Origin of the sequence: Flavobacterium poyangense, assembly GCF_011751075.1 — a bacterium.
Classification (GTDB): domain Bacteria; phylum Bacteroidota; class Bacteroidia; order Flavobacteriales; family Flavobacteriaceae; genus Flavobacterium; species Flavobacterium poyangense.
Window position 1 is genome coordinate 106,218 of sequence record NZ_JAALLN010000003.1, and the last position, 19,631, is coordinate 125,848.

The following is a 19,631-nucleotide window of genomic DNA, read 5'->3' on the forward strand; positions in this document are numbered from 1 at the left end:
TTTAAAGGTTTGTAATTATTATCTAAAGATACCTAAATCTACTTTTATCGAAAAAATATTGGAGTACAATGCTGTACTTTGGTTGCCTAAATCGGTCAAAGCATAATCTACCTGAATGCCTTTATATTTAAATCCTAATCCAATATTGGGTTGAAAACTTAGTTTTTCGGTGTTGTCCAGTTGTGTTACATTCTGAAAATTTCCCGCTCCGGCTCTCAGGAAAACCAAGTCAGTATAGCCAAATTCAAAACCTGCTGCCGGATCTATACTTACAATTTTTGATGAAATAATATCATTGGTCTGTTCAAAACGCATATTAAGATTGGTAGCAATCAAAAGACTGTAGTCGTAATGAAAATCTATTTTTCTGGACACGCCAATTTGTGCTTTTGGCAAAGTGATTTCAGTACTTTCCGGTAAAGTATTATTCTCTCCCGGAATGGCATCAGAGATTTTTTTATATTCTTCCTCATCAATATTCCACACATTATAAGTAGTGGTAATATCCCGAAGCATCACGCCAAACTTCCAGTCATTTTTTTCGAATTGAAGTCCAAAATCAAAACCAAATCCCCAGGAGTTAGCAAATTTTCCAATAATACGACGAATCACTTTTGCATTAACCCCATATTGAAATCCTTCTATCGGCAATTTACGGGCATACGAGAATGTAAAGCCATAATCTGCGGTTGAGAATAAACGAATTCGGTTGTAGTCTATATTTCCCTGATTGTCGATTAATTCTGTAGTGTCCATAATATCATCAACACCAAAGCGAATCATCGAAATTCCCCAGGCACTTCGTTCATCAATCGGGCTTGCATAACCGATATAATCGTATTGGGCAATGTTGGCAAAATAATTGGCGTGCATTAAGGAAATCTGGTGATCTTCAAGGTGCGTCAGTCCGGCAGGGTTCCAGTAAACAGAGTTTACATCATTTGTAGAGGCAACAACAGCACTAGACATTCCCAGTGCGGCAGCGTCAACACCAATATTCATGAACTCATTCGAGTATTTTCGAATAGTTTGTGCGTATTGTGTAGCAAAACTCCAAAATAGTAAAAGCACGAAAAGTTTTTTCAACGGATATTTTTTTTGTAAACCGGGGTCTGTTTTAAATTTTATCAAAAATATAATATTTTAATCATCTAATTTGTTGATTTTGATAAATATTGCGAAACTCAAAAATTTAGACAAAAAACTGCTTAAAAAACGTGTTTCGGATGCAGTTATTGTACTAAATTTGTTGCTCACGATTATCAAAATTTAACAAAGATGAATATTAAAAAACACATTCCTAATTTAATTACATTAATCAATCTTTTTTGCGGTTGCATTGCAGTTGTTTATGTTTCAGAAGCCAATTATTTAATGGCTTTTTACATGGTTTGTTTGGGTATCTTTTTTGATTTTTTCGATGGTTTTTTTGCCAGATTATTCAAAGTTTCCAGCCCGCTTGGACTGCAATTAGATTCTTTGGCAGATATGGTAACCAGTGGTGTTGTGCCGGGTTATGTAATGTTTAGTTTGTTTACCGATAGTGCACACGATATAGGAACAAATGCTTTTATTCCATTCCTCGGGTTTATAGTGACTTTGGGTTCTTGTTACCGTTTGGCTAATTTTAATATTGATACGCGTCAGACGGATTCTTTTATTGGTTTGCCAACACCAGCCAATGCCTTATTTATTTTGAGTTTGCCTTTGGTATTAAAGTTTTCAGATTCTTTACTAGTGCTGGAAATCCTGACCAATCAATGGATTTTATTGGTGATTGCTTTGTGTAGTGCTTATATTATGAATGCTGAAATCCCATTATTTTCTTTAAAAATAAAAAAAATGAGTGTAAAAGGGAATGCACTTCAAATAGCATTTTTGTTGATTTCCCTTATTTTACTGTTCGTACTTCAGTATATGGCAATTCCGGTAATCATTGTTTTTTATGTGTTATTATCAGTAGTAAATAATATCTTTTTAAAAAAGTAGTTAGTTTTTATTGAATGAAAAGAAAACCGGCTAAAAAGAAAAATTACAATCAAAAATCAAACTCAGGTTCTTTGATTGGTAAATTATTTCGCTACATATCCATTTTTGCTTTTATTGGACTTTTTCTGGCAGCGGCCTATCACTATCGCAGAGGGTTGGCCTATTATTTTGGTTTTAAATCACATAAGGTTTCAGAAAAAGAGGTTGAAGACAAACGACTTTCAGATGTTCGGAACTTTCAGGTTCTGGCCAAACATCAAGGAAAATCCGTTGGTATTGATGTATCCGAATATCAAGAAAAAATCAGTTGGTCCTATGTCGATACTTTAGAACAAAAATATCCGATAGATTTTGTGTTTATCAGAGCAACTGTAGGTAGAGACAGAAAAGATTTCCAATTCAAACGAAATTGGATCGGCGCCAAAGAAAACAAGATGATCAGAGGGGCCTATCATTATTACCGTCCCAATGAGAATTCTATAGAACAGGCAGATCTGTTTATTAAAACCGTAAAATTAGAGAAGGGTGACCTGCCTCCGGTTTTAGATATCGAAAAGCTTCCCAAAAACCAATCCCTGGACAGTCTTAAAAAAGGCCTGAGACGTTGGTTGCTTAAAGTGGAAGATCATTATAAAGTACGTCCGATTATTTATAGCGGTGAACGATATTATGCTGATTTTCTGAAAGACGAATTCGGAGAGTATTTGTTTTGGATTGCCAATTATAATTTCTACCGCGAAAGAATAGAGGAGGACTGGCTTTTCTGGCAATTTACAGAGAAAGCAACTGTACCGGGTATAAAAACAACAGTTGATGTAAATATCTATAATGGAGATTTACAGCAGTTGCAGTTTATAACGGTTGATTGATTTTTGTGAAATGTGAAATGTAAGATGTGAGTGTGAAAAGAAAAATGGTAAAAAGAAAAACAAACATTTTACTTTTTACCATTCATATATAACTTTTTAGAATTCCAGCTTCTTTTTACGTAACTCGAAGTTTTGTCCGAGATACACACGGCGAACCATTTCGTCTTCTACCAGTTCTTCCGGTATTCCGGCTTTTAGAATTCCTCCTTCAAACATTAGGTATGTTTTATCGGTGATGGCTAAAGTTTCCTGTACGTTGTGGTCGGTGATTAGGATTCCGATATTTTTGTTTTTTAATTGGGCTACAATTCGCTGGATATCCTCAACGGCAACGGGGTCAACTCCGGCAAAAGGTTCGTCCAGCAGAATAAATTTAGGATCTGTTGCCAGTGCACGGGCAATTTCAGTACGACGACGCTCACCACCCGAAAGTAAGTCACCTCGGTTGGTACGAATGTGTTCCAGACTAAATTCTTCAATTAAACTTTCCATTTTTGCAATTTGCTCTTCTTTAGAAAGTTTAGTCAATTGCAAAACACTTAGAATGTTATCCTCAATACTCAATTTTCTAAAAACAGAGGCTTCCTGCGCCAAATAACCAATTCCTTGTTGTGCACGTTTGTACATCGGATAATCGGTAATGTTCAGATCATCAAGATAGATATTCCCCTGATTTGGTTTTACCAATCCCACAATCATGTAAAAAGAGGTCGTTTTTCCGGCACCATTTGGTCCCAAAAGCCCAACAATTTCCCCTTGATTAACTTCAACAGAAATTCCTTTTACAACACTACGTCCTTTGTAGGTTTTGATTAAATTATCGGCTCTTAGCTTCATTTTTTTTAATTAGATAGTCAATTTGATCATTTGATAATTTTAGTAATGTGTCAATTAGATAATTAAAACTTACCGGGTTATCTTTAAAAGGCAAAATAAAATAAAATAAATTAATCAATTAAACGAATTAACATATCGTATGAAATTTTCTAATTGACTAATTATCAGATTATCTAATTTGCAGCGTTTTCTTCCAGAGCCTCCCAGAATTCATAAGCTCTTCTTAAATGCGGAATTACAATTGTTCCTCCCACTAAAGTAGCAATTCCCATTGCTTCCATCATTTCTTCTTTTGTAACGCCTTCTCTGTGGCTGGTTTCCAAGTGATACTTTACGCAGTCATCACAACGTAAAACTGCTGAAGCAACTAATCCTAAAAGTTCTTTTGTTTTTACATCAAGTACTCCGGGAGCGTATGCGTTTGTATCAAGGTTAAAAATTCGCTTTACAATTTTGTTGTTATCAGCAAGTAGTTTCTCGTTCATTTTAGAACGGTAATCGTTGAATTCTTGAACAATATCAGACATTTTCTTTTATTTTATTTCGATAAACAATTTTAGAGATAAGGATACTTACTTCGTAAATAATCAACATTGGGATGGCAACAATCGTTTGACTTACCACATCCGGCGGAGTCACAATTGCGGCAACAATCAAAATGATTATTACAGCGTATTTCCAATATTTTCTTAAAAAATCAGGGGTTACTAAACCTAATTTCGTCAGGAAATAAATCAGGATTGGCAGTTCAAAAAACAATCCGCTCGCAAGTATACTTGTTTTAACCATTCCCATATAAGAATCTAGGGTAAATTGATTTTTTACGACGTCACTCACAGAGAAAGTGGCAACGAAATTAACAGACATCGGGATGACCACATAATAACCAAATAAAACCCCTAAAAAGAACAGCAAAGAAGAAGTGAAAATAAAAACTTTAGCATTTTTTCTTTCTTTTTCATACAATGCCGGACTGATAAATTTCCAAACTTCCCATAAGATATAAGGGAAACTTAGCACAAAACCGGCCAGTAGACACATCCATACGAAGATATTTACCTGACCTTCCATTTCGGTATTCTGAATAATGAAATTCAACTCCGTAATACAAATGTTGTCAGCAAAACCCAATTGATGTGATAACTGACAAAAATATTGATACGTAAAAAACGTCGGACGTGTTGGTCCTAAAAGAACACTGTCGAATAAATAGTCACTCACAAAGTAAGTCACAATTCCCATTACGACTACTGCGATCGTACTTCTTACTAATAACCATCTTAGTTCTTCAAGATGATCTAAAAACGACATTTCGTTAAGATTTTTCTTTGCCATTATACGATTCCTTCTTTTAAAATGTCATGTAAATGTAAAACGCCTTTATAGGTCCCGTTATCCGAAACAATCAATTGAGTTATTGAAAAATCTTCTAAAATATTTAAGGCATCCACTGCCATCGTATCAGAGGATACTAATTTAGGATTTTTAGTCATAATATCTTTAGCGGTTAATTCGGCAAATGTATCGCGGTCATTCAGCATTCTTCTGATATCTCCATCGGTAATAATTCCGACTATTTTATCGTTTTCTATTACTGCTGTTACACCTAATCTCTTTTCGGATATTTCAAATATAACTTTTTTAACTGAGGTGTCAGGTGAGACCATTGGTTTTAGTGAATTCTCAATCATATCTTTTACGCGAAGCAATAGTTTTTTTCCTAGAGCTCCACCAGGATGATATACTGCAAAATCTTCCGGTTTAAAGTCGCGCATTTCCATCAGGCAAACTGCAAGAGCATCTCCCATTACAAGCTGTGCCGTGGTGCTGTTTGTTGGAGCCAGATTTATAGGGCAGGCTTCCATATCAACCGTAGTGTTTAGAACGTAATCAGAACCTTTTGCTAAAAAGGAAGTTGTGTTTCCGGTAATTCCGATTAAAATGTTTCCAAAACGTTTTAATAACGGAACTAAAACTTTTATTTCAGGACTATTTCCGCTTTTCGAAATACAGATAATAATGTCTTCTTTCTGGATCATTCCCAAGTCGCCATGAATCGCTTCAGAGGCGTGCAAGAACATTGATGGCGTTCCGGTAGAGTTAAAAGTGGCAACCATTTTTTGTGCAATGATGGCGCTTTTTCCGATGCCGGTAACGATTAATCGGCCTTTAGTTTCGTATATGCGTTGGGTTGCTTCGTAGAAATTTTCATCGAGAAAATCAATTAGTTTTGTAATTGCTTGGCTTTCAGAGAGTATTGTTTTTTTTGCTATCGCTAATATATTTTCTTTTGTGATCAAAACAGAATATTTAAAATTTGTATGTGTAAAAGAAAGTTGTATCTTTATGTGTTGCAAATTTATACAAAATACCATTAATATAAAGAATGAATTCAAACGAAATTGAAATACACAAGGAATTAAAGAAGTATTTCGGCTTTAGCCAATTTAAAGGCTTGCAGGAGCAAGTCATTACGAGTATCCTGGATAAAAAGAATACTTTTGTGATAATGCCTACGGGCGGTGGAAAGTCTCTTTGTTATCAATTACCCGCTTTAATTCAAGAGGGAACAGCTATTGTTGTTTCTCCTTTAATTGCTCTGATGAAAAATCAGGTCGATGCGATTCGAAGCCTTTCCTCGGAAAACGGAATTGCGCATGTATTGAACTCTTCCCTTACCAAAACTGAAATCGCGCAGGTTAAAAAAGACATTACTTCGGGCTTAACCAAGTTATTGTACGTGGCCCCCGAATCTTTGACAAAAGAAGAGTATGTGGCGTTTTTACAAAGTGTGCCGATTTCATTTGTTGCTATTGATGAAGCGCATTGTATTTCAGAATGGGGTCATGATTTCAGACCGGAATACAGAAATCTGAAAAATATTATCAAACAATTAGGTAAAGTATCTATTATAGGTCTTACGGCTACTGCAACGCCAAAAGTTCAGGAAGATATCCTGAAGAATCTGGATATGTCTGATGCCAGAACCTTTAAGGCGTCATTCAACAGACCTAATCTATACTACGAAGTTCGTACTAAAACAAAAAATATAGAATCTGATATTATTCGGTTTATCAGACAGCATAAAGGGAAGTCAGGAATTATTTATTGCCTGAGCCGCAAAAAAGTAGAATCCGTAGCCGAAGTTTTACAAGTAAATGGCATCAGTGCCGTACCGTATCACGCAGGTTTAGATGCTAAAACAAGAGCCAAACATCAGGATATGTTTTTGATGGAAGATGTAGATGTAGTGGTAGCAACAATCGCATTCGGAATGGGAATCGACAAACCGGACGTTCGTTTTGTAATTCACCATGATATTCCAAAATCATTAGAAAGTTATTATCAGGAAACCGGACGTGCCGGACGTGATGGCGGAGAAGGACATTGTTTAGCATACTACTCCTATAAAGATGTAGAAAAGCTGGAGAAATTTATGTCCGGAAAACCGGTTGCAGAACAGGAAATAGGTTTTGCTTTATTACAGGAAGTAGTAGCATACGCTGAAACTTCGATGTCGCGGAGAAAATTTCTGTTGCATTATTTTGGTGAAGAATTTGATAGCGAGAATGGGGAAGGCGCAGATATGGACGATAATGTTCGTAATCCTAAAACCCGTGTTGAAGCAAAGGAACAAGTTGTCAAATTGTTGGAAATTGTCCGGGATACCAAACATATTTATAAATCAAAAGAAATTGTTTTTACCTTAATTGGTCGTGTTAATGCGGTAATTAAAGCACATAAAACAGATACGCAATCTTTCTTTGGATCAGGAGCTGATCATGATGAGAAATATTGGATGGCACTGCTAAGACAAGTTCTGGTAATGGGCTATTTGTCGAAAGACATTGAAACCTACGGAATTATAAAAATTACCAAAAGCGGATTGGATTTTATTAAAAAACCGGTTTCGTTTATGATGTCCGAAGATCATGAGTATAGTGAGTCTGAAGACGATGCAATAGTAACAGCTTCTAAGTCATCCGGTACTGCCGATGAAGTTTTGATGGGAATGTTGCGTGAACTGCGAAAAAAAGTAGCCAAAAAACTGGGAGTTCCTCCTTTCGTTGTTTTCCAGGATCCTTCTCTGGAAGATATGGCTTTAAAATACCCGATCAGCTTAACAGAATTATACAACATCCACGGAGTTGGTGAAGGGAAAGCAAAAAAATACGGTGGAGATTTTATTACCCTCATCAATCGTTATGTAGAAGATAATGATATCATTCGCCCGGATGATTTAGTGGTAAAATCTACCGGAGTAAACTCTGCCAATAAGTTGTATATCATTCAGAATATTGACCGAAAATTATCTTTAAACGATATTGCTTCTGCAAAAGGCCTGACCATGGATGCTTTGATTAAAGAAATGGAACAAATTGTATATTCAGGAACAAAGCTGAATATCAAATATTGGCTGGACGATATGCTTGATGACGATCAGCAGGAAGAAATTCACGATTATTTCATGGAATCAGAATCGGATAAAATCGAAGACGCGCTAAAAGAATTTGACGGAGACTACGATATCGATGAATTGCGTTTGATGAGAATAAAATTTATTAGCGAAGTAGCGAACTAGGGGGGGAAATTCCAAGTTTTAAAATAAAAAAAATCCAAATTCCAACTGAGAAGTCATGGAATTTGGATTTTTCATTTTTAGAAATTTTTCCAACATTGTAATTTGGGTTCAAGCGATAACAAAAGCGTGAAATAGTTTGGAATTTGGAATTTCAAATATTGGAATTTTATTCCTCATGTATTTCCCCACGATGCGGTTTCAAAGCATCTCTTACAGCAATCATGTTTTCTTCAACAACTACCATAAATGCGGTAGCATGCATATCGTTTACAATTTTATAACCTGTAATATTCAATGGGAGCTTTTCTATTGTAATATATTCTTTTAAATGAATTTCGTGATGTTCGGCTGTTTTTGCAGCTGCAGGGCCACGAAAATCCCAAATCAGTTTTATTTTTCTGGACATTGTTTTTAGGGTGCAAAGGTTCTGAGAGGCAAAGGTACAAAGACTGTTTTTAAAATAGATTAAACTTAGAGATAATCAGTCTAATCGATTTAATCTGTGGCAAAAGAACTAGCCACAGATTTCACAGATTACAGGGATTTTTCTTTAATTTTATTATTAATCGGAGCTTGACTATTTATACTACAATTTAATAATCGAGCCCAAAGTAATTTGTGTTAATTAGTGAAATTAGTGGCAAAAAAACTAGCCACAGATTTCTCGGATTTAAAGGATTTTTTCTTGTGGCTTAAAATTACTATTCAACAATCGGGTTCAGGGTTTAAACAAATTCAGTTCAAAATAGTACTTTTGCATGTTCTTTTCATAGAAAGAAAAGCTAATAGAATAAATAAAATACAATGCCAAGAGAACTTTTACTTCAGGTAACACCGGAAATTGCAGCAAATGACTTGTTGCTTCGTGACTATTTGTCTAAACAAATAAAGGTTTCACCTAAAGAAATTCAACATGTTTCTATTCTGAAGCGATCAATAGACGCACGTCAGAAAGCGATTAAAATCAATTTAAAAGTGCTGATTTATTTAGTAGGTGAGCCTTTTCAGGAAACAAAAATAGAATTACCTGTCTATAAGGATGTTTCAAAAGCTCAGGAAGTAATTGTGGTTGGAGCAGGACCGGCAGGACTTTTTGCGGCATTGCAATTAATTGAATTAGGATTAAAACCAATTCTAATCGAACGAGGAAAAGACGTTCGTGGTCGCCGACGTGACTTAAAAGCGATAAACGTGGATCATTTGGTTAATGAAGATTCCAATTATTGTTTTGGCGAGGGTGGCGCAGGAACCTATTCGGACGGGAAATTGTATACTCGTTCTAAAAAACGTGGTGATGTGACCAGAATATTAGAATTATTAGTTGCTTTTGGAGCTTCTGAAGATATATTGGTAGAAGCACACCCACATATCGGGACCAATAAATTACCAAAAATCATCGAAGACATTCGAAAGAAAATTATCGAATTTGGTGGTCAGGTTTTGTTTGATACGCGAGTAACTGATATTTTGGTAAAAAATAATGAAGTAGAGGGAATTGTGACTCAAAACGGAGATACTATTCACGCCAATAAATTAATCTTAGCAACCGGTCATTCGGCACGGGATATTTTTGAATTATTGGACCGAAAGAAGATTTTTATCGAAGCAAAACCTTTTGCTTTGGGAGTTCGTGCTGAGCATTCACAAGAATTAATAGATAGTATTCAGTATAGTTGTGATTATCGCGGCGAGCATTTGCCTCCGGCACCTTATTCTATTGTGAAACAGGTTAACGGACGTGGAATGTATTCGTTCTGTATGTGTCCCGGTGGTGTAATTGCGCCTTGTGCAACGAGTCCCGGAGAAGTAGTTACAAACGGTTGGTCGCCTTCTAAAAGAGATCAGGTGACTGCCAATTCAGGAATTGTGATCGAATTGAAAATTGAAGATTTTAAGCCTTTTGCAAAATACGGTGCTTTGGCCGGAATGGAGTTTCAAAAGAGTATCGAGCAAAAAGCATGGCGTTTGGCGGGAGAAACCCAAAAAGTGCCCGCACAACGTATGGTTGATTTTACACAGAATAAAGTATCGTTAGATATTCCGAAAACATCTTATGTTCCGGGAACGACTTCGGTAGAAATGGGGCAGGTCTTTCCGGGATTTTTATCACAGATTTTGCGCGAAGGATTTAAAGAATTCGGAAAATCAATGCGTGGTTATTTGACCAACGAAGCGATTTTGCACGCTCCCGAAAGCAGAACGTCATCTCCGGTTCGTATTCCGAGAAATCCCGAAACTTACGAACATTTGCAAATAAAAGGTTTGTATCCGTGTGGAGAAGGAGCTGGTTATGCCGGTGGAATTATTTCTGCTGCAATTGACGGAGAAAAATGTGCTTTGATGATTGCCGAAGCCCTGAAATAAGTTTTATAGAAAAGGTCGGCGCGACCCGAGCAATAGTGAACAGGCGAAACTATTGCACAAATTTTTACGAATTACAATTTTGATATTTGAAATACGCACACTTAGGTGATTGTACAAATTTTATAATAAATTGGTTTTTATGACTAACTTTTTTTCAAATCTTTTCGGAAGAAATAACAATCCTAAATCTATAGTAAGTTTTGATGTCTTAGATAAGATTTATGCGTATCTGTATGATGAACAAAATCGTTTTGATTTTAGAATGAAAGGTGTTAGCGATAACGTATTTGTTAACTTGTATTCTTTTCCGGATTCTTTTGCTCATGAGGCGGGAAGAAATGAAATTAGTAATAGCGGTTTTAAAAATGTTTATGAAGTCTTAAATGAATTAAATAAAAGAGTTGGTATTACGGAAGTTTCGGAAGAGGATAGTCAAGAAGCTTTGGACTACGATTATATTCATATTCAGTTTTTCTCAAAACCAACTCCCGAAATGAAAGAGGGCTTGAATTATATTCCACAAAATTTTATTATCTTCTTCTGCTGTACAAATAGTTCTGAAGCGAATGATTTTAAAATATTGTATACAAACAGTTATTTTGACGACTATGTGAAAGGGCTTTTAGAAACAGAATATGTTGATCTAAGTAAACCTAAAAATGATCTTGAAAAAATAGGTTTTAAAGATTTTGAAAATGTATTGCAGGGAATATGTGAGTATTTGCAAATTGAATTGCCTGAAAGTCTTGTTCTGCCTTCTTCTGAAAGCCTGATGTTTGACGAAGTCACTATTGAGGATTTTGAAGAGTTTTTACAGCTAATTTCCAGAGGAGATCTGGAAGGGGAATTGTTGAAAAATCAAGCTCAGGTTCTTTTTGAAAATTATGGAAGAGAAGAAGACGAGGAGGAGTATGAGGAAGATTTTGATTTCTTTGAAGGGGTAAATTGCTGGTACAGTGACTGGAAATTTGATCCTGAAGATGCAGAGTGGTTTGTTTCTGAAATGCTTGGAGAAACGTTTAGCTTTGAATACCCCGAAGAAACATACAGTCATGATTTGTTTCCTTACATTCAAGCAGAATTAACAAAGCAAAATTTGGAGTTAATGAATTACGATACCAAAGGAGACAGTTATCTGTTCTTTATTGTAAAAAAAGAAGAAGTGAACAGAATTGTTGAATTATCTGAATTAACTAAGATGGAAATTCATCAATTATAGAAAAAGTCTTGCCGCGAATTACGCGAATTTTCACGAATTGAAATATTTAGAAAAAAAATTAGCGAAAATTAGTGTAATTAGCGGCAAAAAAATTACGGAATCAGAATTATCTTCCCGGTACTTTTACGGCTTTCAAGGTAATCATGAGCCAGTTTTCCTTCTGACAATCGGAAAGAAGTTGGCGTTGAAAGTGTAACTTTCCCTTCAATAATCCAATTAAATAATTGATCGGCTCTTCTGATTCTTTCTTCTTTAGAATTTAAATAGCTCCATAAATCACCACCGGTCAACGTTTTTGAAGTATCCATCAGCATTCTCGGATTTACGGGTTCAGGGTCACCACCCGCCATTCCGAAGAAAACTACCTGTCCACATTCTTTAGTGACTTCAAAACTTTCGGTCAATGTGCTGCCGATACTGTCGTAAACAACATCAACACCGTTCGGAACAACTTTAAAAAGTTCCGATTTCCAGTCTTGATTATATAGAAATACATGGTCTGCGCCTTGTTCAATTGCTACTTTTGCTTTTTCTGCAGAAGACGTTAAACCGATAACATTTGCGCCTAAAAGTTTACTGATCTGCGTTAAAAACTGACCAACACCACCGGCAACTGCATGAATTAAAACGGTTTCGCCTTTTGCTGTTTTATGACTGTCTATAGCTAAATAGTGAGCCGTCAGACCTTGTAACAATATTGAAGCGGCGGTTTCAAATGAAATAGCTTCCGGTAAAGGAAGTACATGGTTGATATTTACGGCTACCAATTCGGCATTGGCGAATGGAACATCAGCAAAGGCAACACGATCTCCAACTTTATAGTCAGAGTTATTGTTGGCATCAACAACTATTCCCGCTCCTTCGTAACCTGCAATAAAAGGAGGGTTTCCCTTTAAATGATAATTTCCTTTTCGTCTGTAAACATCGGCGAAGTTTAAGCCGATAGCTTTCATTTCTACTAAAATTTCATCACTTTTTAATTGTGGATTTGGGATCTCAATATAATCTAAAACAGCTGAATCTCCGAAAGATGAAAAGGTAAGTGCTTTCATTTATAATTGTTTTTTAAGAATACAAAGAAAGGAAAAAATCCATTTGAAGATCAAAAAGCTTTTCATAAAACTTCATAAAAAAACCTCGTTTATTTTTTAAACGAGGTTGCTGTTTTATATGTCAAGTGAAATTAGATTTTAGGAAAAACCATTTCATTAAAAGTGCTTTTTTGCTTAGCCAAAGCTTCAATTTCGTCCCATTTTCTTGGTGAATCAATAGATAGATTTTCGTACGTATTTTTTTTGATTAAGATGTCGTCTTCGATACGAACACCGATATTCCACCATTTTTTGTCGCAGTTGCTATTTGGTGAGATATAGATTCCCGGTTCAACGGTAAGAATCATGTTTTCTTTTAAAAGGGTTTCGGGACCTTTAAAATTTCCTTTGTCATGCACATCTAAACCAAGGAAATGTGAGCATCCATGAGGGTAGTAAAGATTTACGTCTTTAAGGTTTTTTATGATTCCCAGTTTTAGTAATCCATTTGCAAGTACTTCTTTGGCTTTCTCGTTTAGTGCCACTAGAGGTGTACCTTCTTTGCAAATTGCAAAAACAGCTTCCTGAGCATCATAAACCAATTGGTAAATTGCTTTTTGCTCTGCTGTAAATTTCCCGTTTGCAGGAATTGTTCTGGTAACATCGGCAGAATAGCCATGGTACTCCGATCCAACATCCATTAACAGTAGTTGATTGTCTATTTTAGTACTGTTGTTTTCTGAGTAATGTAAGATACATCCATTTGCTCCGGCACCCACAATTGGAGAGTAACCTTCGGCTTCTGCGCCATATCTTCTGTGGATGTAGGTGTGAATTCCTTCTGCTTCGTTTTCACTCATGTCAGGCCCAACCGCTTTCATTACTTCGTTATGTGCAACGCAGGAAAGTTTAACCGATTTGCGCATCAATACCAATTCTTCCGGTGTTTTTATTTCTCGAAGTGTACTTGTAATAGTTCTGAAAAGATCTAAAGAAGCGACATCTTCTGTTGTGATTCCGGCTTTGGTTTTAAAAGTCTCCAATAAGCCGAACAGGTCAGCCCCGCTTTTGTTATTGCTAATGTCGGTGGGGATTTTATCGTAGATTATGGTTTTGAATTTTTTAAAATCTATAGGAAAATCTTTAAAATCTTTTCCGTTAAAAGCAGTCGCAATCCCCAATTGAGATTTTGTAGCGTCAACACCTAAACGTCTTCCTGTCCACATTTCTTTTGTCGCATTTTTTTCTCTGACAAAAATGGCTTCATTGTAGGTTTCGTTAGTGCCTTGAGGCTCTTTAAAAATCAATAAAACAGCATCTGGTTCTTTGTAACCGGACAGATAATACATATCGGGATTCTGATGAAAAATGTAATTGATATCTCGGGAAAAAACTCTTTCAGGGTAAGAGAAAATCAAAGCTACAGAATTTGCAGGCATCAAAGCTCTAAAGGCTTCACGACGTCCTTTGTGAAATTCTTTAGTGAGGTAATCGGTTGGTAAATTTTCCTGAGAACAAACCTGGATGGTTGTAAAAAGGGATAAAAAAAACAAAATTAAATGTTTCATTTGTAGTGATTTTGGTTGATAATGTTAGTTTTTTGATCAACGCAAATTACAAAAAAAATGATTTGATTTTGAAAAAGAAGTTTACCGCGAATTGCACGAATTAGCACGAATTACTTTTGTATAAAAAAACAGCGTTTTTTCAACGAACTTATTTTTCAACGCCACTGATCAAAATTAAAATTGGAGATAAAGAATTCGTGCTAATTCGTGCAATTAGTGGCAAAAAAAATAGCCGCTCTTTAACGAACAGCTACTTTCTGAATTAATAATTATTTCTTTTTGAGTTGGTTTTTGAAGACTTTTTCAAATTTCTCTATCTTAGGCTGAATTACCATTTTGCAATACGGTTGGTTTTTGTTGTTTGCATAATAATTCTGATGATAATCTTCGGCTTTGTAGAACTTGGTAAAAGGTTCAATTTTTGTGACTATTGGACTGTCGTACACTTTTGCTTTGTTTAACTGTGCAATAATACTTTCTGCTGCTGCTTTCTGTTGCGGATTATTGTAAAAAATTACAGAGCGATATTGAGTGCCAACATCGGCTCCCTGTCTGTTTAATGTTGTCGGATCATGAACGGTAAAGAAAACTTTAAAAATTTCGTTGATATCCGTTATCGTTTTGTCGTAAGTAATCTGAACCACTTCGGCATGGCCGGTTGTTCCGCTGCATACCTCTTCGTAGGTCGGATTTGAAACTTTTCCTCCCGCGAAACCCGAAACAACAGATTTTACTCCGTTTAAATTCTCGTAAACCGCCTCAACACACCAGTAGCAACCACCACCAAGAGTAATGGTTTCGAGGTTTGAAGTTTTTTTTGTTGTGGTATTCTGGGCAAAGCTATTTAATGATAACGCGAAGACGCATGTTAAAAATATATTTTTCATAGTTTTTTATTTAGAGTCCGGGATAAAATCAAGTGCGATGGAATTCATGCAATAGCGTTTTCCGGTTGGTTCCGGACCGTCATCAAACAGGTGGCCTAAGTGTCCGCCGCATCTGCCGCAAAGCGCTTCGATTCTTTCCATCCCGAGAGAATTATCTTTTTTATAAACAACGCTTTTTTTGTTGTCCTGTTCAAAAAAACTCGGCCATCCGCAACTGCTCGAAAATTTAGCGGTAGATTTGAAAAGCTTATTTCCGCAGGAGGTACAATAATAAGTTCCTTTTTCGTCGCTTTTCCAGTATTTTCCGGTAAAAGGTCGCTCGGTATCAGCTTCTCGCATCACGGCATATACATCTTCGGGAAGTACTTTTTTCCATTCGGCGTTGCTTACATTCAGTTTAGTGGTGTCTGTGTTCGAATAATAAGGATTCCCCGGTTTGTTGATTTTATTTTCCATGCTAACCGTTTTTGGATTTGTTTTTTTTGTGTTTTGCCCGCATGCCTGAAAAATGAACAGCGGAATTAAAAAGCAAAGGCTGAAAAATTGGGTTTTTGTTTTTGTAGCTTTCATGTTACTTTATTTTTGTGCTTCAAAGTTACGACGAGAGAAGGTTTTGAAATGTCGTACACTTTACAATTGCATTTTTTTTAAGTATGATTTAACGTTTTAGTATTTACGTAAACCGATTGTTTTTAGTTTTAAGGCTTGTTTTTAAAGGTTTTTTATAAAATTAGTAAATGCAATGTTTTGAAAATTAACAGGTTGTAAATGTTTTGGCTCGTTAAACTTTTCACAATCTTCTCTGAGATTTTCAAGCCATTTCTTTTTTCGTATTTTTGTTTGGTACAAAACGCCTTATGATAGAAGAAAACGTAATATTAGTCAATCAAAATGATGAGCAAATTGGCTTAATGCCAAAATTAGAAGCACATGAAAAGGCTCTTTTGCATCGTGCTTTCTCTGTTTTTATTTTAAATAATAAGAATGAAATAATGTTACAGCAACGTGCGCATCAAAAATATCACTCACCTTTGTTATGGACCAATACATGTTGCAGTCACCAACGTGAAGGAGAGACCAATGTGGAGGCTGGAAGCCGAAGATTGTTTGAAGAAATGGGGTTTAAAGCAGAGCTGAAAGAACTGTTCCATTTTATTTACAAGGCTCCTTTTGACAATGGTTTGACAGAGCATGAATTAGATCATGTTATGATTGGCTATTACGATGAGACTCCTGTGATTAATCCGGACGAAGTGGAAGATTGGAAATGGATGAAGATAGAAGATATAAAAGAAGATATTGAAAAACATCCGGAAGTGTATACCGTATGGTTTAAGATAATTTTTGATGAATTTTATCATTATTTAGAAGACCATAAGATTTAATGATGCTTAACCAAAAACCTAAATGAGAGTAACCATATCAAGAAAAGCACATTTTAATGCTGCACATCGATTGCACAGGAAAGATTGGACATTAGAAAAGAACAATGCTGTTTTTGGAAAATGTAACAATCCTAATTTTCATGGTCATAATTATGGTTTAACAGTAAGTGTAACAGGAAAAATTGACCCGGAAACCGGTTTTGTTATAGATGTGAAAGTATTAGCGGATATCATACTTGAAGAAGTAGAGATTCCGTTTGATCACAAAAACCTGAATCTGGATGTTCCTGAATTTCAGGATTTGAATCCAACTGCTGAAAATATTGCTGTTGTGATATGGAATAAAATCAGAAAAAGAATTCAGCCCGATTTTGATCTCGAAATCGTTTTGAATGAAACAGAACGTAATTTTGTAACCTATAAAGGAGAAAAATAAAATGTCATTAAAAATAGGAGATATAGTTCCGAATTTTACTGCAAAGGATAATCATGGAGAGGTTTTTGAAAGCCAAAGTGTTTTGGGTCGAAAGCCACTGGTGATTTATTTTTACCCAAAAGACAATACACCAGGTTGTACCACCGAAGCTTGTAGTTTTAGAGATCAGTACGAAGATTTCAAAGATCTCGGAGCCGAGGTTATCGGAATAAGCAGTGATAGTGTCAAATCACATCATAAATTCGCCAATAAACATCAATTACCGTTTATACTGTTGTCAGACCAAGATAAAAAATTAAGACATCTTTTTGGTGTTCGCGATAATTTATTTGGTCTTTTACCGGGAAGAGTAACTTATATTATAGATCGGAATGGAGTAGTTATTCTGATTTTTGATAGCATGAATGCTTCCAAACATATTCCTAAAGCCTTAGTAACCATTAAAGAATTAGTACTATAAATAAAATATAGTACATTAACAAAGATAATCGCCTCTTAAAAAACATGAATCCAAAAATGTACCCTTTACAATTTGCCCCTATTTTAAAAGAAAGAATCTGGGGAGGAGAAAAATTAAAAACGATCCTTAACAAACCAATTGTTTCCAAAATTACTGGCGAGAGCTGGGAATTGTCTACTGTAGAAGGAGATGTGAGTGTGGTTGTGAATGGGACTTTGAAAGGAAAATCATTAATGGAACTTATTGATGAGATGCCAAACGAAATTTTAGGAACTAAAGTGTATGAGCGTTTTGGAAAACAATTTCCATTGTTGTTTAAATATTTAGATGCTCGTGAGGATCTCTCGATACAAGTGCATCCTAATGATGTTTTAGCAAAAGAACGTCATAATTCCTTTGGTAAAACCGAAATGTGGTATGTATTGCAGGCCGATACAGATGCTAGAATTATTGTAGGTTTTAAAGAAGATTCAGGAAAAGAAGAGTATTTGAAACACCTGAACGATAAAACCTTAGTTTCGATTTTAGATGATGTAAAAGCAAAAACTGGAGATGTTTTCTTTTTAGAAACCGGAACTGTGCATGCAATAGGAGCCGGTTTGGTTGTAGCCGAAATTCAGCAGACTTCAGATATCACGTATCGTTTGTATGATTTTGATCGAAAAGATGCAGAAGGAAATACAAGAGAACTCCACGTAGATTTGGCGCTTGATGCGATCAACTATAATAAGGTAGATACACAAAAGAAATACAACAGTGAAATAAATACTTCTAACGTAGTAGTAGATTGTCCTTATTTTACAACCAATTTTATTCCGTTAGAAGATAAAATGGCTGTATCTAAATCGGGAGAAACTTTTACCGTATATATGTGTGTGGAAGGAAGCTTCGAAATCGAGTTTGATGGTTTTAAACAGTCTTATATAAAAGGAGATACCGTTTTGGTTCCTGCTTCGATAAATGCATTTGAGGTGACCGGAAAAGCTTCAATTTTAGAAATTTACATTTCATAGCTCGTAATAAAAAGATTATATGTACTTTTGCAGACGCAAATTAAAATTAAAATAAAATGGCAAACGTTAAAAATTTAAAGAAAGACATCAATTACGTATTAGGTGATATTATTGAAGCAATTTACTTATTCGAAATGTCTACGACAGGAAATCCAACTCCGGAAACGAATGCTTTGATCGACGAAGCTATTGCTGCTTTCGATACTTTGATCACTAAAGTGAATGCAAAAGATGTTGAAAATAAAAAAGCACACTTCAAACAAATCAATGTTGAATTGGAACAAACTGCTAATCAATTGATTGCTAAAATCAACGAATTGTAGGCAAAAAAAAGTATAAAAAAGTGCAATTTTATTTTGGAAAAACGAAAATCCACCTTATCTTTGCACCCGTAATGAGGCCGATGTAGCTCAGCTGGCTAGAGCAGCTGATTTGTAATCAGCAGGTCGTGGGTTCGAGTCCCTCTATCGGCTCAACGTAGAATTAACCATCACTTTTGTGATGGTTTTTTTTTGCGCTAAAATTCTAAATTCCAAGAGGATCAATATAAAAAAAAAACTTTGTGTCTTCGCGACTTTGCGAGAAATTTTCTCACGCAGATTTAGCAGATTGCTTCTATCTAATTGCAAAACCAAAATATCAGCCTGATCTGCTAAATCTGCGTGCAAAAAAAACTTGGCGGCTTTGCGGGTTCAGAAGAAAATTCTAAATTCCAAGAGGATCAATAAAAAAAACTTTGTGCCTTCGTGACTTTGCGAGAAATTTTCTCACGCAGATTTAGCAGATTGCTTCTATCTAATTGCAAAACCAAAATATCAGTCTGATCTGCTAAATCTGCGTGCAAAAAAACTTGGCGGCTTTGCGGTTAAACAAATTGTGCATTTTGACAGAAGAACATTGTGTCGAAATTCCGACGAGACCCCGTAACAGAAAGAAAAATGATGCAAAATAAGAAGATCAGTTGCCATAAACGAAGTCGAAAAAGAGGTAA

At 35.6% G+C, this 19,631-nt stretch carries 20 protein-coding genes and 1 tRNA gene; 11 read left to right on the plus strand and 10 right to left on the minus strand.

Translation table 11 applies throughout. The features are described from left to right. Positions 1-18 precede the first annotated feature (18 nt). A complete protein-coding gene (locus G3A47_RS08450; RefSeq protein ID WP_458294224.1) occupies positions 19-1,086 on the minus strand; it encodes a putative type IX sorting system protein PorV2 in 1,068 nt (355 codons plus the stop codon). Between the two features lie 192 nt (positions 1,087-1,278). Here G3A47_RS08450 and G3A47_RS08455 point away from each other — a divergent pair, with 192 nt between their 5' ends. Together G3A47_RS08455 and G3A47_RS08460 are read left to right on the plus strand one after the other, a co-directional pair. Beyond that, positions 1,279-1,989 (plus strand): CDP-alcohol phosphatidyltransferase family protein, encoded by a 711-nt coding sequence (locus G3A47_RS08455; RefSeq protein ID WP_166921728.1) that lies wholly within the window; start codon positions 1,279-1,281, stop codon positions 1,987-1,989. 14 nt (positions 1,990-2,003) lie between these two features. After that, positions 2,004-2,858 (plus strand): glycoside hydrolase family 25 protein, encoded by an 855-nt coding sequence (locus G3A47_RS08460; protein ID WP_166921729.1) that lies wholly within the window; start codon positions 2,004-2,006, stop codon positions 2,856-2,858. Positions 2,859-2,954: 96 nt separating this feature from the next. Here G3A47_RS08460 and lptB read toward each other — a convergent pair whose 3' ends face one another. The 4 genes from lptB to G3A47_RS08480 form a co-directional block, all read right to left on the minus strand. After that, positions 2,955-3,695 (minus strand): LPS export ABC transporter ATP-binding protein, encoded by a 741-nt coding sequence (gene lptB / locus G3A47_RS08465; RefSeq protein ID WP_026982881.1) that lies wholly within the window; start codon positions 3,693-3,695, stop codon positions 2,955-2,957. A 173-nt stretch (positions 3,696-3,868) separates the two neighbouring features. Beyond that, positions 3,869-4,222 carry a carboxymuconolactone decarboxylase family protein gene (locus tag G3A47_RS08470; protein ID WP_166921730.1) on the minus strand — a complete coding sequence of 118 codons (354 nt, stop codon included), beginning with the start codon at positions 4,220-4,222 and terminating at the stop codon, positions 3,869-3,871. Then, positions 4,215-5,030: a twin-arginine translocase subunit TatC gene (gene tatC, locus G3A47_RS08475; RefSeq protein ID WP_166921731.1), complete on the minus strand. Its 816-nt coding sequence runs from the start codon at positions 5,028-5,030 to the stop codon at positions 4,215-4,217. The genes G3A47_RS08470 and tatC overlap by 8 nt, the downstream gene beginning before the upstream one ends. After that, entirely contained in the window at positions 5,030-5,995 is a 966-nt protein-coding gene (locus G3A47_RS08480; RefSeq protein WP_166921732.1) for a KpsF/GutQ family sugar-phosphate isomerase, read from the minus strand. The genes tatC and G3A47_RS08480 overlap by 1 nt, the downstream gene beginning before the upstream one ends. 86 nt (positions 5,996-6,081) lie before the next feature. Here G3A47_RS08480 and recQ point away from each other — a divergent pair, with 86 nt between their 5' ends. Further along, the gene (gene recQ, locus G3A47_RS08485; RefSeq protein ID WP_166921733.1) at positions 6,082-8,277 is read left to right on the plus strand and encodes a DNA helicase RecQ; all 2,196 of its coding nucleotides are present in this window, start codon (positions 6,082-6,084) and stop codon (positions 8,275-8,277) included. A 166-nt stretch (positions 8,278-8,443) separates the two neighbouring features. On the opposite strand, the gene G3A47_RS08490 is transcribed toward recQ, so the two are convergent. After that, entirely contained in the window at positions 8,444-8,683 is a 240-nt protein-coding gene (locus G3A47_RS08490) for a hypothetical protein (RefSeq protein WP_166921734.1), read from the minus strand. Positions 8,684-9,081: 398 nt separating this feature from the next. On the opposite strand from G3A47_RS08490, the gene G3A47_RS08495 reads away from it, so the two are divergent. Together G3A47_RS08495 and G3A47_RS08500 are read left to right on the plus strand one after the other, a co-directional pair. Next, the gene (locus tag G3A47_RS08495) at positions 9,082-10,641 is read left to right on the plus strand and encodes an NAD(P)/FAD-dependent oxidoreductase (protein WP_166921735.1); all 1,560 of its coding nucleotides are present in this window, start codon (positions 9,082-9,084) and stop codon (positions 10,639-10,641) included. A gap of 139 nt (positions 10,642-10,780) precedes the next feature. Continuing rightward, complete coding sequence (locus G3A47_RS08500) at positions 10,781-11,860, plus strand: DUF6630 family protein (RefSeq protein WP_166921736.1); 1,080 nt, start codon at positions 10,781-10,783, stop codon at positions 11,858-11,860. Positions 11,861-11,952: 92 nt separating this feature from the next. Here the strand turns inward: G3A47_RS08500 and G3A47_RS08505 are convergent, their stop codons facing one another. The 4 genes from G3A47_RS08505 to msrB all read right to left on the minus strand — a co-directional run bounded on the left by G3A47_RS08505 (position 11,953) and on the right by msrB (position 15,802). Next, complete coding sequence (locus G3A47_RS08505; protein ID WP_166921737.1) at positions 11,953-12,912, minus strand: quinone oxidoreductase family protein; 960 nt, start codon at positions 12,910-12,912, stop codon at positions 11,953-11,955. Positions 12,913-13,043: 131 nt separating this feature from the next. Further along, positions 13,044-14,459, minus strand: a complete 1,416-nt coding sequence (locus G3A47_RS08510) for an aminopeptidase P N-terminal domain-containing protein (protein ID WP_166921738.1) — start codon at positions 14,457-14,459, stop codon at positions 13,044-13,046. A gap of 269 nt (positions 14,460-14,728) precedes the next feature. Beyond that, entirely contained in the window at positions 14,729-15,346 is a 618-nt protein-coding gene (gene msrA, locus G3A47_RS08515) for a peptide-methionine (S)-S-oxide reductase MsrA (protein WP_166921739.1), read from the minus strand. Between the two features lie 6 nt (positions 15,347-15,352). After that, positions 15,353-15,802, minus strand: a complete 450-nt coding sequence (msrB, locus tag G3A47_RS08520) for a peptide-methionine (R)-S-oxide reductase MsrB (RefSeq protein ID WP_243860402.1) — start codon at positions 15,800-15,802, stop codon at positions 15,353-15,355. A gap of 401 nt (positions 15,803-16,203) precedes the next feature. Between msrB and idi the strand changes: the two genes are divergently transcribed. From idi to G3A47_RS08550, 6 genes are all read left to right on the plus strand, one after another. Beyond that, positions 16,204-16,731 carry an isopentenyl-diphosphate Delta-isomerase gene (gene idi, locus G3A47_RS08525; RefSeq protein ID WP_166921741.1) on the plus strand — a complete coding sequence of 176 codons (528 nt, stop codon included), beginning with the start codon at positions 16,204-16,206 and terminating at the stop codon, positions 16,729-16,731. 22 nt (positions 16,732-16,753) lie between these two features. Further along, entirely contained in the window at positions 16,754-17,167 is a 414-nt protein-coding gene (locus G3A47_RS08530; RefSeq protein ID WP_047774169.1) for a 6-carboxytetrahydropterin synthase, read from the plus strand. 1 nt (position 17,168) lies between these two features. Continuing rightward, on the plus strand, positions 17,169-17,627 hold the full coding sequence (locus tag G3A47_RS08535) for a peroxiredoxin (protein WP_166921742.1): 459 nt from the start codon (positions 17,169-17,171) through the stop codon (positions 17,625-17,627). 44 nt (positions 17,628-17,671) lie between these two features. Then, positions 17,672-18,640 carry a type I phosphomannose isomerase catalytic subunit gene (locus tag G3A47_RS08540; protein ID WP_166921743.1) on the plus strand — a complete coding sequence of 323 codons (969 nt, stop codon included), beginning with the start codon at positions 17,672-17,674 and terminating at the stop codon, positions 18,638-18,640. 56 nt (positions 18,641-18,696) lie between these two features. Then, the gene (locus G3A47_RS08545) at positions 18,697-18,963 is read left to right on the plus strand and encodes a hypothetical protein (RefSeq protein ID WP_166921744.1); all 267 of its coding nucleotides are present in this window, start codon (positions 18,697-18,699) and stop codon (positions 18,961-18,963) included. 76 nt (positions 18,964-19,039) lie between these two features. After that, positions 19,040-19,113, plus strand: a tRNA-Thr gene (locus G3A47_RS08550). Positions 19,114-19,631 lie beyond the last annotated feature (518 nt).

What these genes read in the sequence shown, in the direction of transcription:
- G3A47_RS08510 (WP_166921738.1), bottom strand. Translation starts at nt 14,459, where the DNA reads ATGAAACATTTAATTTTGTTTTTTTTATCCCTTTTTACAACCATCCAG.
- G3A47_RS08530 (WP_047774169.1), top strand. Translation starts at nt 16,754, where the DNA reads ATGAGAGTAACCATATCAAGAAAAGCACATTTTAATGCTGCACATCGA.
- G3A47_RS08540 (WP_166921743.1), top strand. Translation starts at nt 17,672, where the DNA reads ATGAATCCAAAAATGTACCCTTTACAATTTGCCCCTATTTTAAAAGAA.
- G3A47_RS08545 (WP_166921744.1), top strand. Translation starts at nt 18,697, where the DNA reads ATGGCAAACGTTAAAAATTTAAAGAAAGACATCAATTACGTATTAGGT.
- G3A47_RS08500 (WP_166921736.1), top strand. Translation starts at nt 10,781, where the DNA reads ATGACTAACTTTTTTTCAAATCTTTTCGGAAGAAATAACAATCCTAAA.
- G3A47_RS08470 (WP_166921730.1), bottom strand. Translation starts at nt 4,222, where the DNA reads ATGTCTGATATTGTTCAAGAATTCAACGATTACCGTTCTAAAATGAAC.
- G3A47_RS08460 (WP_166921729.1), top strand. Translation starts at nt 2,004, where the DNA reads ATGAAAAGAAAACCGGCTAAAAAGAAAAATTACAATCAAAAATCAAAC.
- lptB (WP_026982881.1), bottom strand. Translation starts at nt 3,695, where the DNA reads ATGAAGCTAAGAGCCGATAATTTAATCAAAACCTACAAAGGACGTAGT.
- G3A47_RS08490 (WP_166921734.1), bottom strand. Translation starts at nt 8,683, where the DNA reads ATGTCCAGAAAAATAAAACTGATTTGGGATTTTCGTGGCCCTGCAGCT.
- recQ (WP_166921733.1), top strand. Translation starts at nt 6,082, where the DNA reads ATGAATTCAAACGAAATTGAAATACACAAGGAATTAAAGAAGTATTTC.
- tatC (WP_166921731.1), bottom strand. Translation starts at nt 5,030, where the DNA reads ATGGCAAAGAAAAATCTTAACGAAATGTCGTTTTTAGATCATCTTGAA.
- idi (WP_166921741.1), top strand. Translation starts at nt 16,204, where the DNA reads ATGATAGAAGAAAACGTAATATTAGTCAATCAAAATGATGAGCAAATT.
- msrA (WP_166921739.1), bottom strand. Translation starts at nt 15,346, where the DNA reads ATGAAAAATATATTTTTAACATGCGTCTTCGCGTTATCATTAAATAGC.
- G3A47_RS08505 (WP_166921737.1), bottom strand. Translation starts at nt 12,912, where the DNA reads ATGAAAGCACTTACCTTTTCATCTTTCGGAGATTCAGCTGTTTTAGAT.
- G3A47_RS08455 (WP_166921728.1), top strand. Translation starts at nt 1,279, where the DNA reads ATGAATATTAAAAAACACATTCCTAATTTAATTACATTAATCAATCTT.
- G3A47_RS08535 (WP_166921742.1), top strand. Translation starts at nt 17,169, where the DNA reads ATGTCATTAAAAATAGGAGATATAGTTCCGAATTTTACTGCAAAGGAT.
- G3A47_RS08495 (WP_166921735.1), top strand. Translation starts at nt 9,082, where the DNA reads ATGCCAAGAGAACTTTTACTTCAGGTAACACCGGAAATTGCAGCAAAT.
- msrB (WP_243860402.1), bottom strand. Translation starts at nt 15,802, where the DNA reads ATGGAAAATAAAATCAACAAACCGGGGAATCCTTATTATTCGAACACA.